A 23,826-nucleotide genomic window follows, 5' to 3' on the forward strand; every position below is an offset into this window, starting at 1 on the left:
ACTTCGTGGCGATAGCGCAAATACTTTTCATCACGAATAGGGTAATCACCCTGCACCTTTAATTGCTCAATCTCAGGGAGAAAATGGTCAAAATTCATATGGCGCATGACAATTGCTTCATCGGTACGAAAGCCACTTCGTGAAAAATACCCACTATAGTCCCGAATACCTTTAACCGTAAAAGGACCAAAATCATAGTTTTTAAGTGGGTAGAGGCTATCAATTTCTATGTAGCGGTTGGGAAAACATTCACGGAAGTATTTAGACTGATAATGCAGTACCGTTTGATTTTTTAACTGTACTCGCTCACCAAGAAAAACGTCTATTTGCAGGTATATCTCTTGCCTAACAATATCTGATGAAGTGAAGTGTGTGCAGTAGAACTGCAAAATCCCTGGCGTATCTCGCTCTTTTAAAAGAATTCCTTTTGCCGCTAGTTCAGGTACGACAAGCTCCAACTTACTTTCAAAAAACTCTTCAACCATAACATCGATATCATCATCCCAAGGAATTAGTCCCTTATGACGAACCGCTCCTAGCATAGTTCCAGAGTGCATAAAAAACCTCAATATTGTTACTATCAAGTACTTCTTTGAATACTTTAAACATACGATAGTAACTTTCGACGTATCCCTTACTTAAGATAACGCGACTGAAAAAATCACTCAATGTCACCGACTGGCTTTTCATTGCTTCCATCTCGTCCTCGAACAACTGGCATTCCGCTTTCTGCGGCTTCTACATATCCCGGTAATATTAGTGTAACACTTTGAGCGTAGTGACACTATATCTTGTACCGTGAAGTCAGTTACATAGAAAACAATTAGTAAGCTATGTTTCTCTTTTCAAGAAACTTTTTATACGCGTTCCTGAGGAATTCTGGCTCTAACGAACGTAATACCTTAGCGTGGCCTTCATAATAGGTTTGTAAGTCAATGTCTTGCTGACGTAGGGCTAGTGTCCACTCTATGTCACCAAGTAAAACATCTTTAACACTTTGGTAAACTGGCAATCTCGTATTATCTAAATGTTCATAGTCCCCTCTCACGTCAGTGGAACTTTGACCAATTCTAGAAAGAACTTGGGAAGCAATATGATTCAGTACTTTTCGTTTTGGATGATTCATTGAAAAGAAAAGTATTTCTTCTCTCCAGTGCTTTTCAATGTAATCACTCACCGTTACATCACAACTCAACTCTCGGTTTTTCAGTTCCTCTAAGCTGTTTTTGGCATTCTCTATTACAAAATCTCTAGAGTAGGTGTTTGTATCGTTGGCAGCGTTTACAGCTTTGTTCACTGCATTAACCGGATCTTCCATGAAGAACGATAGAAACTTCTCGTCATGATAGTCACAAAATTTCGTCACATGAGGTTCACCATCTCGAAAATAGACAACCTCTGGCATATAACCTGAAAAATACGCATTAGGTATCCTAATGACCGTAGAACTAGGTTTCAGTAATTTTGCAAGATTATCTGAAGCAAAAACGCCATGGCTATCACCAACATTCTGAGTAACGAATAAGTCTAATTGCCCCACTAATTTTTCAATTTCTGGCAAATCGTTTTTACGTAGCTCGAAAGAGGGCTTGGGAAATTGAACAAACTCCCATTGCTCGTTGAAGTCGGGATTCGTCCGTAAAATATTCCCCAATGGATCGGCCTGGCAATTACCGTAAACGCTATACTTTTTTTTAACCACTGGTTCCGAATCAGACACCCTTACCACTCCTTTTTTAAAAAAAACATTCAACTTCTTGACTACATTAGTGGAAAACATTTTAGACAAACCACCGGAAATAACTTTTTTCAACACCCTCAACCATTCGACTATAACGTTTAACGGCATATGATACCATGCTATTCGATTCCAACATTAAAGGCTATTGCCACGCTTCACCTAGATTGGATTTTAGTTGCTGTATTTTTGTCAACTCACTCGCTGACAAAAAAGAGCTGACTTCAATTCTATTATGCTGTGGTGCAGAATTGAGAAGAGGATCCCATAACTGTGCAGGCCGGTCCTTATCAAAAACAACTTCCTCTCGTAGTTGCTCCACTTCAACATACTCAAATATACTCTGCATTGTTTCATCCGCAAACTCAGTTATCTGGCGATAGGGCACCACGAGTAATGAACATCTCCTAACGAGGTGATAGTGAATAATTTCATCAATTTCTGACAAATAGGCAGTAATCTCATGGAACGGACGATTTAACCATTGAACCTCTGGTGCTTCCTCACATACACCAAGGCTTACTTCTCTAGCAAAGCGTTTCCGGTGAGAAGCAACAATTTCACTTGGCTCACGAGTACAAACCAAAACTTTAGCTTTAGGAAACACCCTATATATTTCCGGTAAACTGCGCACATGCGCGGGTGTCTTTTCAACTAAACGCTTACTTCCCAAGTTCTGACACGAAAAATAAAAGAAAATCTTAAGTAGTTCTCCATATTTGCGTGCTTCCCATATTTGTTGTCTTTGCTCGTGATACAAATACTCTTTTGGTAACCCACTTTTATCTGCAATATTATTTGCATCTCTAATAAACTGAACACTTTCCTGAAACGCATCCCAGTTTTTTTGCCCTAAATATAGACGCATTTCATAGTTATTTGCACAGGGTTTATCGAGAAGGTGCCAAGGATATGAGAAACAAAAAGTTTCTACTGTTGCTTCGGAAAAATCACAAAAGGCTGGATGATTACTCACTAGCTGAAACAACAAACTTGTTCCACTTCTCTCCGGTCCAACAACAAATACAGGCGCGCTAGTTTTTGCCCACTCATTTACCTCTTCGAAGAATCTTCTTGGTTGCATAATTCCTCCGCAAATAACGATTTAAATTCATTGATGAACCTATCGTTATACGAATGAAATGTTGCAATTGAATTACGGTGAAGAATTTCGGCTCTCTCTTCAGTTAGCGCCTCCAGTGCATTGACCATAGACTCTAACGTTGAAAAGTTGTGAAACTCATCGATGCCATTAATACCTACCATGGCATCTTGAGTGGCTAGTAAAGACTTTCCATACGATAACGCTTCCAATGACTTGATCTTGAGCCCTGTGCCGCCGATCATCGGGTTAATGGCAATATCGATCTGACGATAAAACTCGTCAAGGTCGTCAACTATTCCTATTACGTCGAATATCTCATTAAACGGCTCAAAGGCTTTGCATACGGTGCCACCAAGTAAAAAGGTATAACGTTGCATAATGTTAGGCGCCTTCATTACCGCACTTTGAAATACTCTCAAACTTTCTAGGTTAAACGGGTTTCCAGATCCTATGTAACCAATAACTACCTTGTCACTTTCTTGACTAATTAAAGGTTGGAATGGAACAACATAGCCCATCACTTCAACAGCCTTCGTTGTAATGGATTTAAAGTAGTCCTTCTCTTCATCTTGAATAGCCAATATAAGATCCGCTCGCTCTAATGCATAAGCTTCAAGTTCTTTGGTTGTATAGAACCAAACGGGATCCAATCCTGCTTCCTTTGCAACGATATGCCTATCACCAAATACATCATGTGTATCAATAACTTTCCTTGTAGATTCGGGCAACACATCAAGCACCTTGGAAAACCAGACATAATTCACTAAACAGACATCGAAACGCCATGTTTGACATAACTTATCCACTAGATCAGAGACTCGTTCGTCATACCAATCATCAATGTCAAAATATTCCCCAAATGATGGGGCAGCCGCTGGCCCCTCAGGTTTAATATAGTGAAAAAAGTCCCATTGAGATTCCATTTGGCGACGTTGCTCTTCACTAAGTCCTTCCATTCCGAAATAAACAAAATGCAGTTGATAACCACACAACTGAAACATTCTATTTAACCGATAAATTCTAGCGCTATTACCTTGAAACTGAGGATGAGAAGGAATAGGGGAAACAACTAGTACATGCTTACTCATATTTACGAATCCACCCATTGCAAAGTAACCTCAGACAAAGAGCAACTTAAAAACTTACCATCTATGTAACATGCTTCTTCGGAAACCAGCAAAATCTCGGCTACCTCACCTGCTTCTCTAGCAAAATAAGAAACACTGAGCTCAGTACCCTCCTCTATCATATACGTAGTCATCAATCGTCCATTAATGAAACAGCGAAGCGTGGCATGTGATAACCCACTAGCTAATGAAAAAAAGTTGAAAGATAGTCTGAAGTAACCTTCAGAGTGGAGTGGTAGGAAGAGCCTAGCGCCATTTTTTCCGAGCCAACGCCAATAATTCTCTCCATCTGTCTCTATTGAATCCAGTCCAATATTGGCTAGAGAATCTAGGTAGTACCATGTTCTTTGGTTTGCTATCAAATCATACGTTTTTTTAGCTAAATTATCATTCGCCCCGAGAAGCTCAGGCCATGATTGTTGTATCAAGCGAACTAACGGTAACGACCTTTTTACCAAGCCCGAGTCCTTACCTAGATATCGGTAGGCTTGTTGTAGCATTGACTTAGTGGGGACTAACCAACAATAGGCCGAAACAGGAACCGACTGGATATCCTGTAGATCACTGTCCACTAAATGATAGCCATTTGTAATACACCACTCTGAGACATCTAAAATGCATTCAGGGCTAATGATACCGCTGAATAATGGGCGATGTGTCTGGACAAGCTCTTTAGCCCCCGTCAACTTGTCCAAAGTCAACTGTGAGAATACAGTCCAACTTACGTTTACCCTGCCGCTAAGATAAGAATCTAATTTTCGCACTTTGATGGTTTCGGCATTCTCTGCCAACCCTTCAAATCCAGCTTCAACTCTTGGTTCAACATTGATATCTATTTCATTGCCACCTAAAGCCACGGGCAAAACACCACAAGATTTTGCAGATTGAATATAATCAAGTCCATAATGATCACAGAGTGGTTGATTCATCAAATAACTGACTCGCGCACCAGCAGCGTTAGCCAACTTTGCCTCTAAACTCTGCGGAACAGTATCTAAAAATACATCTCCAAGTGTTATGAAACTCCTCAGAAAAGCCGATATTGCGAGGATTTCGGCATTAACATTGTGAAAGTCTCTAATTAATTCTATCGGTGGGCTAAAATTGATCGAAGGACTAGGCAACATTTTCTCCTCCGCTATCTCTTTGTGAGTCATACATCCATTTCAACTCACTCATGCCATTTTTATAGATCGGGGGATTTAGGTTAACCATACTGGATCGCTTCTTAGCACTGTAGACCCAATATTCATTATTAGTTCTTTCGTTGTTGTTCATATCAATATCTAACGGCCCAGCAATTGCTTTTTCTACTGAAAAACCGGCGGCCTCTATCATCTCACTTAAGCTACTGCGATCAATAGAATAGTCACTATATATGTCGGCTTGCACTCGAAATGATATGACCAATTTTGCTCCTAATTCAGCCACTTCATTAAGCTTTGATAACCACAAAACTGGCTCAGCTGAAATATCACTCAACAGCACATCAACGAGTATTAATGGGTATTTAGCTTTTGCGTTATAACCGCGTAAAAGTGACGTAGCCAAACTATCCACTTGCGGAGTTTCATAGCCAAACAAAGACGTAATTATTTCGGCGTTATATTCGTTCTCATCACTGATGCTTAATACCTTAGATTCACCGATTGGCAATAGGTTAGCTTCCCACCATAAGTTATTTTTTTCTGTATCAATGGAATGTGTTTGTCTCCACTTACGTACGTCATACTCTGGGAGAAATCTATATTGACGGTATTTGAACGATCTTTTCTCGAGCTGTTGAGAGTGCGAAAGCTTGTTCGCCTCCTCTAAGTAAGCGGTGGTGGTAGTAGCTATATTGTGAGTTCTTTCTATCCACTTCTGCGCATTTTTTCCTAACGACACTCTATAAACTTTGTCCCTTATAAGTTTATCTAACGCAGTATACAAATTATCATCAAACTCTTCTCCCCAATCTAGCTTTACTGCACAGTCATCAGGCAACTCACCAAAAGGCCCAATATTTACTACGACACAGCAAAGACCCATTCCCATCGCACGAGTTAACGTACCAGACGACTCCCCTCCCGTTGGATAGCGCAGATTCACAATAAAATCAGAAGACAACATGTATTTAAAGAATGCATCTTCATCAAGAAACCCCGTGACTATGACATTGTCTTGTAAACCACTGTCTGCGATGTCTTGATAAACATCATATTCGTGAGGCTTACATTGCCCTGCGAGCACATAGGTAAAATCAACGCCACTACGTTTGATAGCCGCTAGTGCGCTAAGTACAGATTTAATTTGTTTAGCTTTAGCAATGAAACCCATAGACGTTATCACTGGCTTGTTACCGGGCAACCCGAACTCGCCACGATATTGCATTTTCAACTTGGGTTGATACTTACGCGATGCGGGTGAAAAGTGGTGAGGAACAACGCATACATTTTTATGACCAAGCGCTAATATTTTTTCAGCCGAATATTGAGAGTGAACTAGAATACGTTCCGCAGCAGTTATAATACTCGCGTTCATCATAAGCTCATGAGGCATGAACCGCCCTTTCCAGCCCAAAGTATCAAGTTGCTTTCCAAGCGTGGTACCAGCACTACCGTAATTATTTGTCAAAGCATGTTGGTATCCAAGCTTATCACCTTGAGATAAATTGGTGAGGTCTATCAGATAGTGTAAATTCAGATCATGTACAACGACCAATCCCGGCTTTGATAACAGTACGGGCAACATATACTGTGTGTCGGGATTATTACCTACATGATAAATATGTGGAACAGATGCCAACTCAGCTTGCTGCCAAAGATACTCTTCTAAACGCAGTATATTTACGTTAGGTGCTATACCCTCAGGCTCTGGGTGCATGTTTTCAATAACCACGGTAACTTTTGTTGTTCTACAAAAATAAGGAATTTGTTCAACAAAGTAGTCAGCGATACCGTTAGGCTTCGGTGGTAGAGGGCAGAATACAACTACCTCAGACGGTATATTAGTCATTACTCACCTGATTGAAGTTGCTTTTTGATATAATCGAACTCGCGTTGCATTCTTTCGTTCTGAATTGCAAGTAGCGCATCCATTCTACGCTCTACTTCTATAGAAAACTCACCTAGAACGTCAGTAAAACTGCTCTGAAGTGATATGGGTTCTGACGTGACACGCTTATCATTGATATATAGATGGGCTTCACGAGCGTCTGCTGAAAACGGCAACATATCTAGCTGTAGCGTAAACCCATGACAACCATTACCTATACCTGCTGCGACGAGGTCTTCTCGAAGCGTTGCAGCTTTCGTTTTTGCGAGCACTTTGTCTTCGCAAACCAATCTTACTTCACAAGGTAAAGATGGGTTTACATTATTCACAGCCCATCCGGATACAATATCACCGGAGACAGTGTCTAGATGAAAGTTGACTTCGCTTTTCCCCAAAAAGCGCTTTACCAAATTTTTAACCTTGCGTTTCATTAAACTGTATGTCCTATAAGATAATTTCGCATTACTAAATTAAGTGAGCAAAAGGTCAGTATTCGTATCATTCAATTTACTAACCTTTATGTTTGTTAGCTGTATAATCAAAAATCATATCAGTTTTACCGAACTACTTATACTTCTCACGTTGAATGATGAATTAGGTCTCTAACTGAAACTCGATGTTACACGTTAAACATGCCAACAAATGCCCGTTTAAATTCATCCCTAAAAAAGAGGGCTATGAATAAGTACTCTTGCTTACCCGGATATCAACACAACGTACTTTTGTTACACAGCACAAAATAACTAACCGCGAAAGCAATTTTGGTTACTCACAAACCAATTGAACGTCTGCTGTAAACCTCTCTCCAACGTATAAGTATGCTTCCAACCGAGTGCGTGCAGCCGCGACACATTCATCAGCTTTCTTGGCGCACCATCTGGTTTAGATGTGTCCCAAACTATTTCTCCCTTGAAGCCCGTTACCTTTGCTACTGTTTCAACTAACTCATGGATAGAACAATCTTCACCTGTTCCGATGTTAATATGACTCAACATCGGTGCTGTATTTGCGTGATAAGTATCTTTACTCAAGTCCATTACATGGATAGTTGCACTGGCCATATCATCTACATACAAAAACTCTCGCATTGGAGTTCCACTACCCCAAGCCTTTACTTCACGGTCGCCGCGTTGCGCAGCCTCGTAAAAACGGCGCAACAACGCCGGAATAACATGCGAATTCTCCGGGTGGAAATTATCGTTGGGCCCGTAAAGGTTGGTAGGCATTACCGAGCGATAATCACGCCCATATTGACGATTATAACTTTCACAAAGCTTAATTCCGGCGATCTTCGCTATCGCGTATGGTTCATTTGTCTCTTCTAATACACCTGTTAGCAAGGCAGACTCTGTCATTGGTTGTTCTGCGAACTTTGGATAAATACAACTCGACCCCAAAAACAATAGCTTTTGGATATCATTTTGATGTGCAGCGTGGATAATGTTCGCTTCAATCATCAGGTTTTGATAAATAAACTCGGCAGGGAAAGTACTGTTTGCGTGAATCCCACCCACTTTTGCAGCACATAGAAACACTTCGTCTATATGATTGTTAGAGAAAAAAGCTGATACATCCGCCTGACAAGTTAAGTCTAATTCGTTTCTTGTGCGAACTATGAGGTTTACATCTTCCCTTGCATTCAATTGACGAAGGATGGAAGCTCCCACCATTCCGCAATGTCCAGCAACGTAGATATTTTTTACGTCCATCAATACTTAACATCCTGTATGTGTTTCAGATGAATTGTTTACTTAGTAGATTATACGTGAAGTCTTTCGAAACTTTATGCGAGACAAACATTCAATTTTCTTTCGAAAAAGAAACAGGATAACCGTGCGCTTTCAACAAAGTATGTTGCTTTGCCTCAGAAAGGTCATGTGCAACCATTTCTGCACACATTTCCTCTACAGATGTTTCGGGTACCCAGCCAAGTTTTTCTTTAGCTTTTGTTGGGTCGCCTAAAAGAGTATCCACCTCAGCTGGTCTGAAATAGCGTGGGTCCACTTTTACAATAACATCACCAACTTTAACACCAGGAGCATCATCGCCTTCGATAGCTTTTACTTTGGCGATTTCATCAATACCTTCCCCAAGAAATTCGAGGGTCAATCCAACTTGAGCAGCAGCCAATGTTACAAAGTATCTGACTGAAGTTTGCCGGCCAGTAGCTACAACAAAATCTTCTGGCTCACTTTGTTGTAGCATCATCCATTGAGCTTTCACGAAATCCTTCGCATGCCCCCAGTCACGGAGAGCGTTCAGATTCCCTAGGTATAAACATGGCTCAATACCTTGAGCAATGTTAGCTATCGCTCGTGTAATCTTGCGTGTAACAAATGTTTCTCCACGACGCGGTGATTCGTGATTAAACAATATCCCATTACAAGCAAACATACCGTAAGACTCTCGATAGTTTACCGTCATCCAATATGCATACAACTTAGCCACTGCATAAGGTGAACGCGGATAAAATGGAGTCGTTTCTTTCTGCGGGACTTCCTGAACAAGCCCGTATAGCTCCGATGTTGAAGCCTGATAAAATTTAGTTTTCTTCTCTAGCCCTAAAAAACGAATACCTTCCAATAGGCGTAGAGTACCCATCGCATCGACATCTGAAGTGTAATCAGGAGCCTCAAATGAAACTGCAACATGTGACTGAGCACCTAGGTTGTAAACCTCGTCTGGTTGAACTTCTGATAAAATACGATTCATGTTTGAAGAATCAGTTAAGTCTCCATAATGCAGATGAAATTTGGGACTTACACTATGAGGATCCTCATAAATATGATCAATCCGAGACGTATTAAACGACGAGGCTCGGCGCTTAATACCATGGACTTCATATCCCTTATCTAACAAAAGTTCGGCCAAATAAGACCCATCTTGGCCGGTAACACCAGTGATTAGTGCTTTCTTCATTTAAGAGACCTTAAGACTAAACCATCAAAACAATCTTAAGGCTAACAGTTTTAAACTTTGCCTTAAAGTTAGGCATACCGGCTTCACACCAGACGTTTAGGTAGGCTCCGATTAATCCATCGATTACAGGTAACCGAAGCCCCTCCATAAAGCTTACTGATAAACTTAAGTTCAACAAACCGAAGTAACTTCTGAAAAGCCCGGTAAAAACCTTTCTACTTTGCTTCTCAAAGCGAAGCTCATGGCAGAAACGGGCATATCACGTCCATTTCCAAAACGCTTTACTTCTCTCTGAAATGATTCGCTCAGTGGCTTTTTATTCTTCGCAAACTGCAAATCAAGCTTCTCCAAGCCAAATTTCTTATTCAACTCTACGATAGCTTTGTGGAATCCATTCGCCTGATTCTTCAAGTAGAAACAAGCAAACAATCTTACAACTAGTTCACTCAATTTTCTTTCATAGGTGGGAAAACTACCTTTGACAGAATTCAAACCATGGAAAAACTCAGCACTACCGTCAATGTCGTCCTCAGAGAAATATACACGACTTATTATATCAAATAGGCTAATGATGTGATTCTCGGGAGATTTCTTAGTAGCGGATGAAGCATGTATGGAATAAACCGTATAAGGCTCATTACAAAACACTAGCTCTCCCCCCCCTCTCAGAACTCTACTTAAGAATAACCAGTCTTCTCCGTACCTTATACCCTCAGGAAAAGTAATACCATCAACTGCTTGACACTTATAAAGAATGGAAGAAATATGAGCTGGAGCATGCACATTTTTGTACGAATACCTATAGTCAGGTTTTCCATAATTATTTGCTACGCTGATTATTTCCTTTGATTCAACGTTTACTAACCGAGTTTGAGAAAAAGCTCCCACCACATCATCATTGCTGTTTTTGAGTGCCGCAACTTTTTCTCGAAGGCAATTCTCAGAGAACAAATCATCGGCATCCAAAAAGCCCAAATATGTTGAGTTGTTCAACGCCAAACCAATATTTCTTGCACATGAAACGCCCAAACCCACTGTGTTTACTACAACCAAATCACCTGATTTGACTTGTTCATCAAACTCTCTACCTACCACTTCTAGGGTATCGTCTACAGAACACTCATTTATCAATACGACTCGACACGAAAGGTTTGCATCCTTAGCACTTTTGAAAACCGAGCGAACACTCTCAGCCAGTGTATCCGCCATATTATGGCTAGGCATTATAATACCTACATCTCTTTGCTGGTTATCCAAGAGAGCTATTGATTCATGCAAATCCAAACGCTCGGCCAACGCAGGGATATAAGAAGGTGTGCAAGTAGAAATGCGATACCCCATCTGCTCTAAAGAAGCAACTTGAGATGCTACAGTTTTACAGTGCTCCGCATAATAATTATCATAACTAATATCAAAGAAACCTTTAAATTCCTTCTTGATATCGTCCATTTGATTATTCAACTGGGAAGATTTATCGTGCTCCCAAAAATACGAGGAGGGATCTTTTTTACCATCACAACCACCGACCAAAATTTCTTTCGAAATCGTAGCAGCGATTGGAAGCATAATATTCGTCAAAACATTGGGTTTTGGTGCAGATCTTAAAGACGCGATTAGATCCGTATTAATGACTTCAATTGAATTATCGAACTCATAAGCACCAATCCTGTGATGTAAGCTAGACGGTAGAGTATTTAAATATATGTGTACATCTCGATGGGGGACAACTAAGAAAAAATCGTGCTTCTCCATCGACTTGATCAACTGTGTACGAAACTCGTCACCGTACTGCCCCCAACCTGCATGAAAAATAGGGTCGGTTGCACAAACAATCTCTGGTTTCAAAAATTCCAACATTGTTGGGTTTTTGACTACGCTGTTACACGTGATAACGATACTTTCTTGCGCATCCTCATTACAGTAACTGTATTTCAAACTGGGGCCGGTACCCAAAACATAACACTTATTGTTATAGTTTTGAGCTTTAAGTTCCTGTAATTTACATCTTAGCTGCTCCTGATACTTTTCAGATGAAAAGTGGTCGCTAAGTGACTTCAGAAAAAAGGAGCCGTGGTGTTGTACGAGATCACTAACCCGCCAAATATTACCTGATTTTTTTGCCAGAGCACGAAGTAGCTGTCCGTCAATAGCTATGTCATCCGGTATAGATTTTTCATGATAAATATACGCTACTGTATTATCACTTAATGCTTCGACAAAAGACTTATTAAAGTCTTTCGACTTGATCAAGTTAATTCGCTGACAAAGGCTAGCATAATCGGATTTAATTAGACCAACATCAAGTGAACTAAATGAGTCGCTTACAATGTATACATTTTGTACGATGGGACCAAATGGAGATATGTAGAATAGTAACTTCTCAATTTGCTGCTCATTTTCAAGCTCAAAGTCTGCACCTTGAATAAAAACAATGTCTCGCGACTTGTCGCCGCTGAATAAATCCACTTCTTGTTCGGTTACGCTGTCAACTTTTGGACTGAGGTCAGTTGATATACCTAACTTTCTCCTACAATAGAAGATATTGTATGCGTATAAGTCTCGATGAGGTGAATTCTTATCGTCTGCAAGAGTTTGATATAACTTTAAAGCATCTGCAAAGTTGTTCTCTAAAAATAGAGAGTTGGCTTCCTTTAGTAACTCAATTCTGTTCATTTTTTTAGTTAACTCATTTTAAATTTAATCAGGGTCACTTAGGCAGCCGTGAATCCCACCAGTAGCATTTAGGCATGTTCCATGGATGAAAGAGGACTGCTCGGAGCACAAAAATAATGCCAACTGAGCCACCTCTTCAGGAGACGCAATTCTTGCTATTGGGTGAAACGCTTCAAGTAATCTAAATTGTTCCTCTTTCCCTTCAAAACCAGCACGAAGCATGTCGGTACTCACAGCAGCTGGTTCAATTGCGTTAATCCTAACCGCGTTACCAAGATCTACTGCCATATTGCGAGTAAGGGAGCTTAAAGCTCCTTTTGAAGTTGCATAAGTAACAAAGTTACGCTTCGTTTGAAGAGCGTGAATACTACTTATATTCACTACAGCACCGCTGTTACTCTTCAAGGAATCTAAAAAGAGCTGAGTCACAAAAAATGGAGCTGAAACATTAACATTCATACTCCTCAACCAATCTTGGCGCGTTACTTCCTTCACATTTCCCAATATTTGAATAGCTGCGTTATTTATTAAAGCAGTCAACCCTTTATCATTTGTTATGTCGTCTACCTTTGACTTAAACTCGTCTGCGTAGGCTTCATCTAATACAATTCTTTCAAGGTCGATTTGTAAATTAACAATATTTGATGACGTCTCGGAAGATTTAGTAATATCAGTAGCAATGACTGAATACCCATTTTCTACAAAGCAAGATGTTAGCGCTTTTCCAATGCCTCCATTCGCACCAGTAACAAGGCACCATTTCATATCGCTATTTTCCATGAAGAAAACTCGCTATTTCATCAAGAGCTTTAAATGTGGCTCTATCCACTCCTTCTATTGTGTTTGATCCATTATGAGAACCAAAAATACACTGAGGCATTGTGCGTAGAGGTGACTCCATCGGTAAAGGCTCAACTTCAAACACATCTAATGCAGCAGACGAAATATGACCGCTTTCAAGAGCTTGTATTAGCGCAACCTCGTCTATGAGTGGTCCCCTTGCCACATTTACAACGTGGGCTCCCGGTTTCATTAGGGCTAGAGTTTGTTCATTTAACATATGGTAGTTGTGCTTGTTAAGCGCACAAGTAAAAATTAAAAAGTCACACTCTTCTAATCCATTGGGAAACTCTGCTCTTTTGACAAAGTCAAAACCCTCATCACCCTCAACGCCTGGATCATATACCGTTACTGTGACGTCAAAGCCACTTAACCGCTTCACAAGACTTCGACCAATATCTCCAAACCCAACAACACCAATATGCTTACCTGAAACACTCAAACCTGCAGGCTTTGGCCACTTACCATCTCTTACGCCCCTATCTATAAAATACGTTTGACGGGCTAGGCCTAACATGAGTGCCATACCAACATCAGCAACTTCACCACCAAACATATTAGGAGTATTAATAATAGGAATACCTAAATCTTTACACGCATTAAAGTCGACATTATCAACCCCGATGCCCCATTTAACAGCAGCTTTCAGTTTTCCGTTTTTTCCAGCCTCAAAAACTGCCTTTGAAGCTGGATCGTCACCGATGATCCACCCATCGTAGTTTGGTAGCAATTCAATGAGCTCTTCTTCACTCAACACCTGAGTTGTTTGAGCAGGGACCAGTTCGAGCCCCAACTCATTCGCTCGATTAACAAATTTATGAAATTGCCCCAGCATAGGGGGACATGTAACTAGTACTTTATGCATTGTTTTTCCTAAACTCAGCGAGAGCTGCAACCATTTCCCAATCATGGGGCTCATCAATATCCAGAGACTCCAAAGGTGGTGTTACCATCATCATCGGGTTTTCTCCGATTCGAGCAGACGTTTTTGCAAAAGAATCTGCCGAAAAGTAAAAAAGACAGGAGTTTTCTTCGAACCAAGGTTCTAAATCTTGTGTCCGTATCAAATTATCGGGGTCGTGATTTACCGCACTGCAGTCTTCACGGTAGAAACGAGTTTGAATCTTATTAACCGTGAATAAAGAGTCTTTGTCATTTGCGGCGTGGTACTCGTTTAAGCCTTTCTCTATGGTTGCAGCACTAATTAAAGGATTAGTTGTGTGCGTCATGATGTAAGTATCAGCTTCAATGGCTTTAATATCATCCTCTAAAATCAGATTCATCGAGACGAAGTCACCACAAAGTTCTGCCTTACGGTCTCTGATAATTATTTTGTCTGTTTCTACCAATCCATTCTCTTCGAGGATACTTCTTGCATCAGTGTTGATAACGATTAGGTCTATTTCCTTTACGGCAAGCAGCTCATCTAAAATCCATCTGAATAGAGGTTTCCCTGCCAATTCTCTAAAATTCTTGCCTTTTACACGCTCACTATTTGCCTTCATAGGTAAGAGTGCAACTACCTTATTAGTCATAATTTGATTCTCGTTCCGTGTCTAATGGATAAAAATATTGTTTCTTCATCTTTGTGGAAAGCTTTCGATGTTCATGATTGCCTTTGAACGTACCCCAGTAATGGTAGAATCGGAAGAGAACTATCTCCCCAAATTTACGCAGGAATACCTTATCTCTAATTGCTGATGCACTGTCTGCCATTACGCCCGATATGAAATATCTTACAAAGTCGGAAAAGGAGAATTGAACTTCAGGCATAATTCGTTGAAGAGCATAAGCTTCTCTTTCATAGCGAATCTTCACTTGCTTCCACGTTTCATCGTGTATGTGGTAGACCGGAGCGGTCGCGACGTAAGCGACTTTGCGCCCCGTTTCAACAAGCAATTTAGCCAGATACATATCTTCTAGCCCAGTAAGTTCCTCGTTGAATTTAAATAAGTCCCAAGCACTTCTTCTTACTGCGGCGTTTGCGTTATTGCAAAAAAAGCCTTCCTGGGGGATCTTTGAATAATCTGGAAACCATTTTTCAAAATGGCGATCTTCAGAGTATTTGGTTGTGTCACGACCCACTTGCCTACCATAGGTGTAATCAGCTATGCCATCAACCATAGGCTTACACAACTCATCAAGCCAAGAGTCGCTAGCGGGTATACAGTGTCCGCTAACGAACACTAGAAAATCACCTTTTGCAAATTCGCATCCCATATTCAAAGATCGCCCGAATGTAAATTCGGACTTCTCTATATGAGTGATTCTACAATTGTGGGAACGTGCGATTTCCAAAGTTGCATCTGTAGAACCAGAGTCAATTATCACCACCTCTCGTTCTACTACATGATTTTTCTGATTTGCTATAGCACTCAAAAGTTCATTGAGATAGCGCTCTTCATTGTAAGTTCTTATAACAACACTAGCTAACATTCTTGTTCTTCTATTATAAATTCTGGCAATACTTTGCCTTTAACATCCATATTTAAGTGAATAACACGACCTGAATCGGGGAAGTCATCCAACTGCTGAACACTTAGGTCCTCTGTAGCAGTTGTAACTAGCAATTCGTTCAAATCGGTCCCTCCAAAAGCACAAGAGGTGGGCTGCAATGCTCTCAGAGATAGCTTGTCCAACAGTACCCCATCGGGAGAGTATTTTTGAACTGCAGCTCCTCCCCATATAGCAATCCAGACATCGCCATTTTCATCTAAGGTGCCACCATCAGGCGTACCATTTGTATTTCTTAAATCTAACCAGACCTTCCTATTATCCCAATCTAACTTACCACAATCGAGTAAATCAACCTCATAGGTTATCTTTAGGAAGGAATCTGATATTAAGATGCTCTCACTATTTAGCCAAACAAACGTATTAGGGATACCTATTCCTTCTCCTTGGAGACGTAGTTTCCCGTTTGAGCTCAGTGAGTAAATCTTTCCATGCAAACCTGAGGGGTTCTTCTCCATAGTACCGAACCAATATCGACCATCCGGACCTACTGAGCCATCGTTTGTGCGCAAATCCGAAGATTGAGCAATTTTTAACAACAACTTTACATTATCCGTATCAGGAATTACTTGTAGTATCTGGTCTTCAGCAGTAGCGAGTAAACCTTTTTGTGTATTCACAAGGTTTGAAACATTTTGATGGCTATCAGAAACAACCGTAGTAACACCGTTCTTTCGTCGAAATACCACTCCGTTAGCTATATCGACGTAGTACCAACACTGCTCCTTGCTGCTCCAGAGTGGACTTTCGCCTAATGTGGTCAGATTATTCATTTTCATCTAATATTTTCAATCTGTCTCGCGAAGAGACACTCCTTCAACATCTATCACTTCAAGCCGAATATATTTTTATAGTCAACTTTTTCAAATACGCTGCAATTTCCGTCTATTGTTGCGTCAAATATACGCCTACCGTGCTCTTCAAACCTGTCTTTGGCTATTTTGTAATATCTTTCCGAATTAATTAGATCGGGATTGTCCCAGGAATGCCCCTTAAAGTATTCAGTAGAAAAATGGTTCGTGTCGTTCCCTTCCATAAGCTTTGCTTCGTTGGGCTCTCCTTCAAAGTCAAACTTGTGGTCCATACCTATAATTATTACTTCGTTAAACCCTAGGTAATATGCCACTTGAAGTGCAGCGTATGTAACAGTGTAACCTTCTTGCACCCCTGTTCTTATATCATGAGAGAAATCACCTTGATAATCCTTTGTTTTTAATATGTGAGTGAGCGCATTCTCTTTATAAACATCAGGACATCTATCGCTCAGAAATTTCACTGACGAGAGTTTTTTAATCTCGCTCTCCGACTGTGTCAAAACCTTTGCATTGACCGCAACAAAATAATTTGGGTAAAAACGAAATTTCTTAAAACCCAAGTAAATTTTATTGAGCCCGACAACGTATTCATTCTTTAAGAAATCAAGCTCCATTTTATTTAAAGACGGACCGTTGCATACAAGAACACACCGTTCTCCCTTATGGCGATTTTTCAAGTGAATCACTTTAATTCATATCCATTATCAATGAGCCATGCGTAATTATTACGCTCTATCTCAATAATATCCTTAAGCTGTAAAGTAGATGAAAAACTCTCTTTCCTTTCTGGATCAGTAATATGCTGAGGAGTTAGGAGCGTAGTAGCGTAGTTATCGGTTGGTAAATCAGAAACCATCTCACAAATTTCAGCACTCATCCCCCCTTTGATATCCAAATATTGGAGGATATTATCTACTTCTTTTATTCCGTCTTTGATAAATTTTTCATAAACAAAGTTATAATCTGAAGAGCTTGACCAAAAACTGTGTAGCAAGCGATTATACTTCGAATACTCCACCACTGAATTTAGTTGTTTTAATAAGTAAAAACCTCTCCGCACGGCGGATGCCACTGTGTCTCTTAAATCTCTGGTCGTCGTTATTACTACATCAGCCAATTCAACCATATCGTCGCGTGGTTCATGTATTTTTATGAGTACGACGTCATAATCATTAATATCAAGTGACAGTAGATCTATGCGCTCACAATAATCTGAAAAAATCTTTTTACCCATACTTTCATATGCGAGTCTTAATATATTGAATAATGCTGTAGAGCCAGAATGTCGCATACCAGCAACTAAAATCACTTTACTTTTTTAGCCACAATGAATAAACCTTGTCGTGGGGTTAATCGAGTAGACTCTTAACTGTATACTAGAACTAATTGTTTTGTTTTTTTAGAAGGAAGTATTTCCGCTGCAATTTCAACTCCCTCTCCAAGTATAGTTTTTGCTCACTTTTCAAATCATCAATGGTTTTCTGCCTTAATACATCTTTTTCATTTAGTGCATCGAGCTCATCCTTAATCTCAATAATTTTATTGCTCTTTTCTGCTATTTCTTTTTCGAGTTTGGCAGTTTTAGCTTTAGTATTCTCAAGTTCTTTGAATAAGACGGCTTTCCTCCTATCCAAGTGATATAAAACCACCGTTTCTTTGTCATATTCGAAAGAGCAGATCGGAATATACAATTCTGATTCAAGTTTTTTTGACGTGATATCGTACATTCCGTCTCTAGGTTCAATTACGCAAATATAATCAAAGAGATGAACCAAAGTATCTATATTATTATTTATATAAGAATACTCAGAACCATTTGAATTAATTAATAAAAGATTGATTGTAGAGCTAGATAAAGAAAGAGACTTCAAATAGGTATCAAAAGCAGTACCGTCGTTTACTAATTCTGTGCTGTAACTGAGATTTGTATTTTCGAAAAAGTCTGCCCGTGGTTCACAAAGTGACGAATACCGAGGGTTGTTACATGAATACAGACTGTACTTGTTATCAGAACCGGGCAATAGCCATTCACTAATTACATTTACATTATCATAGTCATCATACTTCTTGCGCGACAACTCGTATAAGGCTCTATCCGATTCCACAACATTGACTTTTAGGTCATCATTCTGAGGGAGTACTTTAATAATTTTCGTTACACTTACCCCAATTAATACAACGTGCTCAATAGCCATTGGGATTGCATCAAACATAAAACTTAGTTTATTTTTGTAGCTTTTCATGATTTCAAATACTAATTTAGTAACCACTGTGTAAGGTTTGAAAAAATTGCATCCTTGTAAGTGTTTTCAGCCCTATTTGATTCCACATCCGTGTTTAGCTCGATACTTTGCAGTTCATCACTAATACCGTATGTATTCCCTAGCCTTTCAGTTTCCCTCTGAAGCCAACATTTCCCTCGCAAAAAAATCGGTACATCAAAGAAGCTACAGAGCCATGCCAGCCCGGAACTCTTATATTGATAAACTTGAGTATCATAAGTACAGATAACCGCATCTAATTGACAGAACTCTTCAACTAACCTTTCAGTTTTCCAAAATCCTTCGAACACAGTTATATTTGAATACTTCGCTCCCAATCTGTTAATTTTATCTCTTTGTTCAACTAATGAGGGAGTTTCCCAATGCATAGTGAATTGAATTAAAAAATTAACTCTATCCCCATATTTTAGAGACAGCTTTTCTACTACCTCTGCCACAGTAAAAAAACCTTTGTCTTCTTTAGCATCACCAAAATAAACTAAAACATTTTGGGCACCTTGCTGAATTTTTTTACTAAGCTTTAAATTATGCCAAGGTAATAGGTAACAGGGGTGGGTACCACTGATTTCTATTCCAAGCGATTCATAGTAGTTCTTGGTCTCAAAATCTGTTGCGTATAGTTCAACACTATCTCTACTGCACAATCCTTTAAATGACATTCGATAGAACGGATTCATATCACTGTGCTTTAAATCTTTTGGGCAAAACATACAACATATCTTATGAGTAACACCGCCCGTAGGTACTTTCCTGCGTCTCAAGGCAAGCTCTAATGCTAAAGCATGCTCCCAATTAAGGCAGGGATAAAAAAAAACTATAGAACTATCATTGTGATTTTCAAGAATCGAATCAAATACATGACCATATTCAATTGCTAAACTACGAATATACGCTTGAGTGCCCTTTAGCTTTTTTGAAGCCCCATCATGATAGTATTCGTAAAAATAGTTACTGAAATGCGGCACCAAAGAAATATTACTGTTCCCCCGAGACTTTGTAATAAGAGTCTTACTAATATCTTTGTGGCTGTAATAACTATATTTTGCTGAATCAGTGGCACTGCTAACTAGCGTTTCCATAAGTGCAGCGTGGTGACCACCATCTTCCAGTAATCCGGGGTCAATGATGCAAACATGCTTCACTATGAGTTAATCTCTAATTGATTGTTTAGCATGTTAATCCATTGCTTTTTAACCAAAGGTTCGATTTCGCTTCCGCCAGCTATCAGTTTTAAGACCTGCTCATAGACATCTATCAACCAAACAAACTGCTCTCTTTGATTTGGTATTAAATCAGAAAGCAGAACCTCGAATGGGACAAGAACACGAGGCCCATATTCATCTTCTCCAAAAAATTCAGTATCGTTATAAATTATTTCATTACTTCCATTTCTTAATTCAATAAATATCTCGGCGAAAAGGGTTTCAAGGTTAATATCTTTAGCTTTCAGTTTGACTTTAGTATTACTATTCTCTTCAACAAATAGAATATGCTCATAAGTGCCCATGCTGATAACTTCATCGAGCACAAAAGAATATGGGCTATCCTTGACCTGCTGACTCGCGGCATCATTAGAACCCTCTAATAGTGCGTTTATCGCCTTTTTCCAGTCACCTTTAGACCTTACCAACTTACTACTTTTATCGTCTATTTTGTCGACGATACTAGATAAGTTTTTAGCAATTTGCTCTATGAGCGACCTGTCTGAAAATGCAAGTTTATTTAGATCATCCAAACCATTCAAAAACACTACGAATTTTGGCCCGTACTCATCCGCTTCAACAGGTGGCCAGGTAACTAAAGGAGCTGAACCGTCATCTAATTCTCTAAATTCTAAAGAAATATCATCACTAAAAATGTCATCGTCGTCATTGCTTACATTTCTTGCAGCTACTTTTAACTCTAAATTATTTCTCCAAACACCGCCGATTAGAACACTGTCGAACGCCAACCATAGATGCTCATAATTATCTATTCGATACTCCTCTTTTAACGTAGCAGTATCAAAGGACAAACGACTAGGAGCTTGTTGTACGGTTTCGGCTAAGCGGAATGCGGTAAGACGCCAGTTACGCCACTCTTCGTTACTAAAATCTGCAATACATGTGACATCCTGTTCTTGTATCAGGTCTGCGATAAGTAAAATACAACTCATCACCATAATTCTTTCACTAGCCGTCATACGACTATCAACCAGCTCCTGCTGCGCCAAGCTTGCTTCCGATGGATTCGCAAAAAATCTTAGATATGGCCCATATTCGTCCGTCATATCTTCGTAATGAGTGAATAAACTACCATCTTCATCTTCGCGAAATTCAATAGCAACATGTCCCCCGACGTTGATAAGTTTAATGGGAAGTTCCTTGAAAACCCTTCCGTCAGCCAATTGAACGTCAGTAAGCAACAAGTGCGCGTCGTTATAACCATCCGTAGTGTATTTACCGTTAATAGTTAGTGAATCTGACGTAGCTTTACTAAAAACATCTTGATAGTACTTAGGTACTTCTGATGGTTCTCGACTCTGCGTATGAGCATTTTTTAGCGCAGCGAAATAATACTCCAACTCGTCTTGTAATTGGTTTATTTGAAGAGATGCAAGTTCCAATTCAACTTGCTGGTATTCACTTTGGTTGTTCATTGCTACCTCAAAAGTATTAAGCTGTTCCTGTAACTCATTTTTTTCGTGTTGTAATCGCTTAGTCAACTCTCGCTCTTGTGTTAGCTGTGTAGTCATTTTTTCAGTATTATGAACAACACCTTTAGCTGTTTGTCGCTCCGCGGCAAGCTTTTCTTCAGTAGATCTTTTTTCCTCCATTAACGTTGTATATTGTTCTTGGAGGTCTTTATTTTTATCCAATAACTTAGTTACTTTCTCATGAGCAGACATCTTCTCTCTGGTTTCACAAGCTAGTTTGTTAGTTATGTTATCAAAGTCAGACACCTTATTTTTTAAAATCTCAGAGGAGTACTTTGTAGTTTTTAGCTGTTCATGAGTAACTTCTAGTTCATATTGTAATTGAGCCATATGCATCTTTAGAAGCTCATACTCGGCATTAGTGATCTCTAGCGCATTTAAAAGATCGGCATTCGAATCACTTTGAACCTGTAAGGCTTTTTGTGTCTCAACTAGCGAATTCGAGATTTTTTTTGATTCTTTGTCTTTGGCAGTAAGCTTTTCTTCGTACGCCCTTGTTAATTCTGATACTTGTTTTTCTAGTTCACTATTTCGCTGACTTTCTGACTTAATATCATTTTCTAACTTACTAATTACTTCGGTTCGAGTTTTGAGTAGTACATCGTTATCAGTAATCTTATTCTTTAGAGAATTTCGGTCTTCATTTAGTGTTTTTAAATCAGAGTTTAGCGTTTTAATTTGCTCATTAAGTTCTTTGTGCTGAATTGTGAGCTTTTGATGACTTGACTTTAGGGCTTCCTCTTTGGTGGCTAGCTCTGACGATAAAGCATTAACTTTGCTTCTAGTTTCTTCGAAATCATTTGTGACAGATTCAAGCTCGGATTGAATTGATTCTTTGCTAGCCTGTTGGGCATTTAACTTACCGGTCAAATCCTCGACCAGTGATTTATGTTCAGTGAGCTCTTTAGTCAATTTAGACTCGTTGGACTGTTTTTCCTGTTCCAATGCATCAAGTTTGACCGACATTTGCTCGGCTAGTGATTTTATGTTCAGTGAGCTCTTTAGTCAATTTAGACTCGTTGGACTGTTTTTCCTGTTCCAATGCATCAAGTTTGACCGACATTTGCTCGGCTCGTGATTTTTGTTCATTAAGCTCTTGGTTTAATTTTGACTCGCCAGATTGCTTATTTTTCTCTAGAGCATCGAGCTCACGTTTTAGTTGTTCTGCTAATGCTTTTTTACCGGTGAGGTCTTTATTTTCACTTAAAAGAGTATTGACTTCATCTTGCTTCGATTTTAACTCTAGCTCATTACTTGCAAATTCAGTGAACATTGTTTTACCGAGCGCTAAAGCTGAGAGCTTTAAGTCATCTACACTAATACCCAAATGTGCATTAAAGTTTCCGTAAAGCCTACTTACTGCTAACGCTTCATCATAAAGCTCAAACGCTTCATGATTTTCGGTTAGGGTAAGTTCAGCAATATGATCAGTAAGAAGGTTCTCAATATCGTGAATTTTGTCTTTATTCTTCGCTTTGTCAACATCGAACAACTCTGCCAAAAAAGCATGAGGATGACTCATGACGTCGCTAAAATCACACAGTTGGTAATTCTTATCTTTGCCGACGTAATCGATGATCTCAGATAGATTAGCTGACCAAGATTCAACGACATGTTCGGGTTCAATGGAACCTTTTGACACTTTTATAGCGTGGCTTAGTGTTATGGTAGGTGAAGCAAACAAAAAAACAACACTATCGGCTAAGCCTGGCAAGCTTGTTAGTATCTGTTTATAAGACTCATCTATATTACGAACGAGGAAACAGCTTTTATTATCTTCAGCGATGAGTTTAGGAAGCTCACCAACAGAAAGTTCAGACCCATCGATAACACTTGCAGGTATAGTATTGTATTCTAGCAAGTCACATAAAAGTTCGAGAGGTATGTCTCCCACTGCGAGCATAATGGCTTTGCGCATAGTGTCTCCATCTACTACGAATATAGAAAGCTCTGTCTATATTGAAAAATTAGTCTAGCGAGTTTTCCAAAATTTTTAAACCCGCAATGTCGAGGATATTACTACTCGCTCTGGAACTTTTTTGGCCTTAGTGTTAAGCAGGTAGTTTTATAAATTTTCTGATA

Annotated in this window: 20 protein-coding genes and 1 pseudogene; all 21 read right to left on the reverse strand. The window is 39.5% G+C overall.

What is annotated here, in order from left to right:
- Positions 1 to 491 precede the first annotated feature (491 nt).
- A pseudogene (locus EYS00_RS21030) lies at positions 492 to 557 on the reverse strand (LicD family protein); the annotation flags it as partial.
- Between the two features lie 266 nt (positions 558 to 823).
- Positions 824 to 1,720, reverse strand: coding sequence for a WcbI family polysaccharide biosynthesis putative acetyltransferase (locus EYS00_RS15370; protein WP_130638183.1), 897 nt, complete (start codon positions 1,718 to 1,720; stop codon positions 824 to 826).
- Positions 1,721 to 1,883: 163 nt separating this feature from the next.
- The gene (locus EYS00_RS15375) at positions 1,884 to 2,822 is read right to left on the reverse strand and encodes a sulfotransferase (protein ID WP_130638185.1); all 939 of its coding nucleotides are present in this window, start codon (positions 2,820 to 2,822) and stop codon (positions 1,884 to 1,886) included.
- Entirely contained in the window at positions 2,792 to 3,931 is a 1,140-nt protein-coding gene (locus EYS00_RS15380) for a glycosyltransferase (protein ID WP_165399401.1), read from the reverse strand. The genes EYS00_RS15375 and EYS00_RS15380 overlap by 31 nt, the downstream gene beginning before the upstream one ends.
- A gap of 2 nt (positions 3,932 to 3,933) precedes the next feature.
- Positions 3,934 to 5,097: a hypothetical protein gene (locus EYS00_RS15385; RefSeq protein WP_130638189.1), complete on the reverse strand. Its 1,164-nt coding sequence runs from the start codon at positions 5,095 to 5,097 to the stop codon at positions 3,934 to 3,936.
- A complete protein-coding gene (locus tag EYS00_RS15390) occupies positions 5,087 to 6,967 on the reverse strand; it encodes a glycosyltransferase family 4 protein (protein ID WP_130638191.1) in 1,881 nt (626 codons plus the stop codon). The genes EYS00_RS15385 and EYS00_RS15390 overlap by 11 nt, the downstream gene beginning before the upstream one ends.
- Positions 6,967 to 7,437: a hypothetical protein gene (locus tag EYS00_RS15395; protein WP_130638193.1), complete on the reverse strand. Its 471-nt coding sequence runs from the start codon at positions 7,435 to 7,437 to the stop codon at positions 6,967 to 6,969. The genes EYS00_RS15390 and EYS00_RS15395 overlap by 1 nt, the downstream gene beginning before the upstream one ends.
- A gap of 312 nt (positions 7,438 to 7,749) precedes the next feature.
- Entirely contained in the window at positions 7,750 to 8,715 is a 966-nt protein-coding gene (locus EYS00_RS15400; RefSeq protein ID WP_130638195.1) for a GDP-L-fucose synthase, read from the reverse strand.
- A gap of 91 nt (positions 8,716 to 8,806) precedes the next feature.
- On the reverse strand, positions 8,807 to 9,925 hold the full coding sequence (gmd, locus tag EYS00_RS15405; protein WP_130638197.1) for a GDP-mannose 4,6-dehydratase: 1,119 nt from the start codon (positions 9,923 to 9,925) through the stop codon (positions 8,807 to 8,809).
- Positions 9,926 to 10,096: 171 nt separating this feature from the next.
- Positions 10,097 to 12,598, reverse strand: a complete 2,502-nt coding sequence (locus EYS00_RS15410; protein WP_130638199.1) for a glycosyltransferase family 2 protein — start codon at positions 12,596 to 12,598, stop codon at positions 10,097 to 10,099.
- A 24-nt stretch (positions 12,599 to 12,622) separates the two neighbouring features.
- Positions 12,623 to 13,378, reverse strand: coding sequence for an SDR family NAD(P)-dependent oxidoreductase (locus EYS00_RS15415; protein ID WP_130638202.1), 756 nt, complete (start codon positions 13,376 to 13,378; stop codon positions 12,623 to 12,625).
- Positions 13,368 to 14,303, reverse strand: coding sequence for a phosphoglycerate dehydrogenase (locus EYS00_RS15420; protein ID WP_207301716.1), 936 nt, complete (start codon positions 14,301 to 14,303; stop codon positions 13,368 to 13,370). The genes EYS00_RS15415 and EYS00_RS15420 overlap by 11 nt, the downstream gene beginning before the upstream one ends.
- Positions 14,296 to 14,973, reverse strand: coding sequence for a cytidylyltransferase domain-containing protein (locus tag EYS00_RS15425; protein ID WP_130638204.1), 678 nt, complete (start codon positions 14,971 to 14,973; stop codon positions 14,296 to 14,298). Before EYS00_RS15425 ends, EYS00_RS15420 begins: the two co-directional genes overlap by 8 nt.
- Positions 14,966 to 15,874, reverse strand: a complete 909-nt coding sequence (locus tag EYS00_RS15430; protein WP_130638206.1) for a glycosyltransferase family 2 protein — start codon at positions 15,872 to 15,874, stop codon at positions 14,966 to 14,968. The genes EYS00_RS15425 and EYS00_RS15430 overlap by 8 nt, the downstream gene beginning before the upstream one ends.
- Positions 15,868 to 16,731: an SMP-30/gluconolactonase/LRE family protein gene (locus EYS00_RS15435; protein WP_130638208.1), complete on the reverse strand. Its 864-nt coding sequence runs from the start codon at positions 16,729 to 16,731 to the stop codon at positions 15,868 to 15,870. Before EYS00_RS15435 ends, EYS00_RS15430 begins: the two co-directional genes overlap by 7 nt.
- Before the next feature lie 47 nt (positions 16,732 to 16,778).
- Entirely contained in the window at positions 16,779 to 17,444 is a 666-nt protein-coding gene (locus EYS00_RS15440; RefSeq protein WP_207301717.1) for a 6-hydroxymethylpterin diphosphokinase MptE-like protein, read from the reverse strand.
- Between the two features lie 5 nt (positions 17,445 to 17,449).
- On the reverse strand, positions 17,450 to 18,076 hold the full coding sequence (locus EYS00_RS15445) for a hypothetical protein (RefSeq protein WP_130638212.1): 627 nt from the start codon (positions 18,074 to 18,076) through the stop codon (positions 17,450 to 17,452).
- Positions 18,077 to 18,149: 73 nt separating this feature from the next.
- Positions 18,150 to 19,010, reverse strand: coding sequence for a hypothetical protein (locus tag EYS00_RS15450; RefSeq protein WP_130638214.1), 861 nt, complete (start codon positions 19,008 to 19,010; stop codon positions 18,150 to 18,152).
- Between the two features lie 11 nt (positions 19,011 to 19,021).
- Positions 19,022 to 20,191 carry a glycosyltransferase gene (locus EYS00_RS15455; RefSeq protein WP_130638216.1) on the reverse strand — a complete coding sequence of 390 codons (1,170 nt, stop codon included), beginning with the start codon at positions 20,189 to 20,191 and terminating at the stop codon, positions 19,022 to 19,024.
- The gene (locus tag EYS00_RS15460) at positions 20,191 to 22,710 is read right to left on the reverse strand and encodes a hypothetical protein (protein ID WP_130638218.1); all 2,520 of its coding nucleotides are present in this window, start codon (positions 22,708 to 22,710) and stop codon (positions 20,191 to 20,193) included. The genes EYS00_RS15455 and EYS00_RS15460 overlap by 1 nt, the downstream gene beginning before the upstream one ends.
- Complete coding sequence (locus EYS00_RS15465; RefSeq protein WP_130638220.1) at positions 22,694 to 23,662, reverse strand: hypothetical protein; 969 nt, start codon at positions 23,660 to 23,662, stop codon at positions 22,694 to 22,696. The genes EYS00_RS15460 and EYS00_RS15465 overlap by 17 nt, the downstream gene beginning before the upstream one ends.
- Positions 23,663 to 23,826 lie beyond the last annotated feature (164 nt).

Source organism: Alteromonas sp. KUL49 (genome assembly GCF_006538345.1).
Taxonomy (GTDB): domain Bacteria; phylum Pseudomonadota; class Gammaproteobacteria; order Enterobacterales; family Alteromonadaceae; genus Alteromonas.

What these genes read in the sequence shown, in the direction of transcription:
- gmd (WP_130638197.1), bottom strand. Translation starts at nt 9,925, where the DNA reads ATGAAGAAAGCACTAATCACTGGTGTTACCGGCCAAGATGGGTCTTAT.
- EYS00_RS15450 (WP_130638214.1), bottom strand. Translation starts at nt 19,010, where the DNA reads ATGAAAAGCTACAAAAATAAACTAAGTTTTATGTTTGATGCAATCCCA.
- EYS00_RS15375 (WP_130638185.1), bottom strand. Translation starts at nt 2,822, where the DNA reads ATGCAACCAAGAAGATTCTTCGAAGAGGTAAATGAGTGGGCAAAAACT.
- EYS00_RS15400 (WP_130638195.1), bottom strand. Translation starts at nt 8,715, where the DNA reads ATGGACGTAAAAAATATCTACGTTGCTGGACATTGCGGAATGGTGGGA.
- EYS00_RS15415 (WP_130638202.1), bottom strand. Translation starts at nt 13,378, where the DNA reads ATGGAAAATAGCGATATGAAATGGTGCCTTGTTACTGGTGCGAATGGA.
- EYS00_RS15420 (WP_207301716.1), bottom strand. Translation starts at nt 14,303, where the DNA reads ATGCATAAAGTACTAGTTACATGTCCCCCTATGCTGGGGCAATTTCAT.
- EYS00_RS15390 (WP_130638191.1), bottom strand. Translation starts at nt 6,967, where the DNA reads ATGACTAATATACCGTCTGAGGTAGTTGTATTCTGCCCTCTACCACCG.
- EYS00_RS15430 (WP_130638206.1), bottom strand. Translation starts at nt 15,874, where the DNA reads ATGTTAGCTAGTGTTGTTATAAGAACTTACAATGAAGAGCGCTATCTC.
- EYS00_RS15385 (WP_130638189.1), bottom strand. Translation starts at nt 5,097, where the DNA reads ATGTTGCCTAGTCCTTCGATCAATTTTAGCCCACCGATAGAATTAATT.
- EYS00_RS15380 (WP_165399401.1), bottom strand. Translation starts at nt 3,931, where the DNA reads ATGAGTAAGCATGTACTAGTTGTTTCCCCTATTCCTTCTCATCCTCAG.
- EYS00_RS15425 (WP_130638204.1), bottom strand. Translation starts at nt 14,973, where the DNA reads ATGACTAATAAGGTAGTTGCACTCTTACCTATGAAGGCAAATAGTGAG.
- EYS00_RS15410 (WP_130638199.1), bottom strand. Translation starts at nt 12,598, where the DNA reads ATGAACAGAATTGAGTTACTAAAGGAAGCCAACTCTCTATTTTTAGAG.
- EYS00_RS15435 (WP_130638208.1), bottom strand. Translation starts at nt 16,731, where the DNA reads ATGAAAATGAATAATCTGACCACATTAGGCGAAAGTCCACTCTGGAGC.
- EYS00_RS15465 (WP_130638220.1), bottom strand. Translation starts at nt 23,662, where the DNA reads ATGCGCAAAGCCATTATGCTCGCAGTGGGAGACATACCTCTCGAACTT.
- EYS00_RS15395 (WP_130638193.1), bottom strand. Translation starts at nt 7,437, where the DNA reads ATGAAACGCAAGGTTAAAAATTTGGTAAAGCGCTTTTTGGGGAAAAGC.
- EYS00_RS15460 (WP_130638218.1), bottom strand. Translation starts at nt 22,710, where the DNA reads ATGTCGGTCAAACTTGATGCATTGGAACAGGAAAAACAGTCCAACGAG.